The organism is Alkalihalobacillus deserti (assembly GCF_020734105.1).
GTDB lineage: Bacteria > Bacillota > Bacilli > Bacillales > Bacillaceae_D > Halalkalibacter > Halalkalibacter deserti.
On record NZ_JAJAFR010000058.1, the window covers coordinates 1 to 2,409 of the forward strand.

Consider the following 2,409-nt stretch of genomic DNA (forward strand, 5'->3'; position numbering starts at 1 on the left):
GTAAGCCCCCATTCAAACAACGCATATAAATACGCAGCGCCTCCTGGTACGATACATGTATTAAATAAAGGAGGTGCTTTTCTTATGCCCCAACAAAAATTAGCGATCGTCCCCGTTACACTGCACGCCGAAAACAACGAGCTCGATACATCAATCTCTCCAACAACTCTTTCAAATAGCATTTGCATGCTCAAAACGGCAAACGCTGAAATATCCTTCTTCAAAGGCATAGATGAGCGCACCATCCAAACCGTTATGAGGGAGTTGAAACATCTATGAAACATGATTATACTAGCGTGAAAAATATCTACATCATTTGTGGGAAGACCGATATGCGAAAGGGCATTGACGGATTGGCCACACTGATTCAAGATTCTCTTGAACTAGATCCGTATAGTGATTCGATTTTCTTATTTTCTGGATGGAGTAAAGATCGCTATAAATGTTTATATTTCGACGGTGATGGCTTTGCCATGCTCTATAAACGGTTAGATAATGGAAAACTTCAATGGCCAAAAGATGAAAATGAAGTACGCAATCTCTCCCAACAGGAGCTTCGCTGGCTTCTTGAAGGTTTATCCATTCAGCAGCCAAAGGCGATTCCACCATCATCAAAAGGTGTGTTCTAAATTCATTAAAACCGTTAATTTTATCTTCCTTCCACTGTTCGAACTAGTTATAATAAGAGGAACAAAACCGAACGAAAAGTGGTGAATGATGTGGCGATCGTTTCTTCTACAAATGAAAATCAAAACGATAAATTAATTCGACTGCTCGAAGAACAATTGGCTCATACGAATCAACAAAACCAAGAGCTATCAAAAAAATTGGATCAATCGTTGAAACAGAACGAAGCGCTATCGCAACAACTTCAACACTTAACAAAGCTCTTATATGGCTCTAAAACAGAAAAATCGAAATATAATATGCCCGATGGGCAAATGTCATTGTTTGAGGATGATCGGTCTTTTACTGATTCTGAGCACACAGAAGAACAAAGCCAACAGACCGTTTCTTATACTGTTGTACGAAAAATTCAAAAGAAAAAAAGAAATGATTCATTGCGTGATGATGTGGAGGTAGAGGAAATTCACCATCACCCAGAAAACACCGTCTGTAACTGTTGTCGAAGTCAAATGATCGAAATCGGTAACATCATTGCCCGTGAAGAGGCAATATTTATTCCTGCAAAAATGATGAAGGTGCAGCACATTGAACATGCTTATGAATGTAAAAACTGTAAAAGCGATTCATCTCAGCCGGCGCGAATTAAACGTGGGAAAGCGCCACAACCAGCTATTCAACGTAGCATCGCAAGCCCTAGTGTACTTGCAAAAGTTATCTATGATAAATTTGCGCAATACTTACCACTTTATCGCCAGGTAAATGAATGGGCACGTTATGGATTGAATACGAATGATAAAAACCTTTCTAATTGGGTCATTCGTACAGCACACGATTGGCTTTTGCCGATTTACGAACGAATGAAAGAATTGATGATGTCTAAATCGGTTTTACATGTCGACGAAACGTATGCCCAAATTATCCATCGTTCCGATGGGAAATCTGGTCAATCCAACGCCTACAACTGGGTATATCGAAGTGTGCCAAGCCAAGGACCGACGATGATTCTGTTTCAAAGCTCCTTATCACGAGCCCGATCCGTCCTTGAAAGTTTCACGGAAGGTTATACTGGAACGATTATTTGTGATGGTTACTCTGCATATAATAAAATTGGTGGCATTACCTTCGCGAATTGTTGGGCGCATGTTCGTCGTTACTGGTTGAAAGCTGACAGTAAAAATGGCCAAGTCGGTGTGAAATATTGTGATGAGTTATATCGACTAGAAAGGGAATTTAAACATTTGTCTCCGAGCAAACGCAGAAAAAAGCGCAGAAAATACTCGAAGCCAATCGTGGAAGAATTCCTTAACTGGGTCGAAACATCACCATTCTTCGGGAAAAACGCCCTCGCAAAAGCAGCTGAATACACATTGAACCGAGCGAATGGACTTAAAGCATTCTTGAACGATGGTCGTATTGAGATTGATAATAATCCAGCTGAAAACGCCATCCGTCCCAATGTCATTGGTAGAAAAAACTGGCTTTTTTCGGTCAGCGAAGCGGGTGCAAAAGCAAACGCCATCTGTTTGAGTATCGCGGAAACCGCCAAAAGTAACGGCGTGGATTTCTATGAATACATAAAAAAACTTTTGACGGACCTACCCAATATCGCCATCCATCAAAACCCTGAAATATTAAATCATTACATGCCTTGGTCAAAAAAGATCCAAGAAACATGTAACAGAAAATAAAATAAGCCGTATATTCGATTAAAAAAGTCGTGATATACGGCTATTTGTCATGCGTACCGGTAAGGTGCGCTTATTTTTTATAATTCGGGCTTAC

The 2,409-nt window shown here is 40.2% G+C and carries 3 protein-coding genes; 2 read left to right on the plus strand and 1 reads right to left on the minus strand.

Annotated features, from left to right (window positions below):
- Positions 1-230 (minus strand): hypothetical protein (locus LDX58_RS26540; RefSeq protein WP_308017622.1); only part of this gene is annotated, 230 nt, incomplete at its 3' end.
- A gap of 45 nt (positions 231-275) precedes the next feature.
- On the opposite strand from LDX58_RS26540, the gene tnpB reads away from it, so the two are divergent.
- Together tnpB and tnpC are read left to right on the plus strand one after the other, a co-directional pair.
- Positions 276-629 carry an IS66 family insertion sequence element accessory protein TnpB gene (gene tnpB, locus LDX58_RS25520; RefSeq protein ID WP_227940469.1) on the plus strand — a complete coding sequence of 118 codons (354 nt, stop codon included), beginning with the start codon at positions 276-278 and terminating at the stop codon, positions 627-629.
- Positions 630-719: 90 nt separating this feature from the next.
- On the plus strand, positions 720-2,315 hold the full coding sequence (gene tnpC / locus LDX58_RS25525) for an IS66 family transposase (protein ID WP_227940470.1): 1,596 nt from the start codon (positions 720-722) through the stop codon (positions 2,313-2,315).
- The last annotated feature ends 94 nt before the right edge of the window (positions 2,316-2,409 follow it).

Bases quoted from the DNA above. Each gene is read 5' to 3' on its own strand.
- tnpB (WP_227940469.1), top strand. From the start codon at position 276: ATGAAACATGATTATACTAGCGTGAAAAATATCTACATCATTTGTGGG.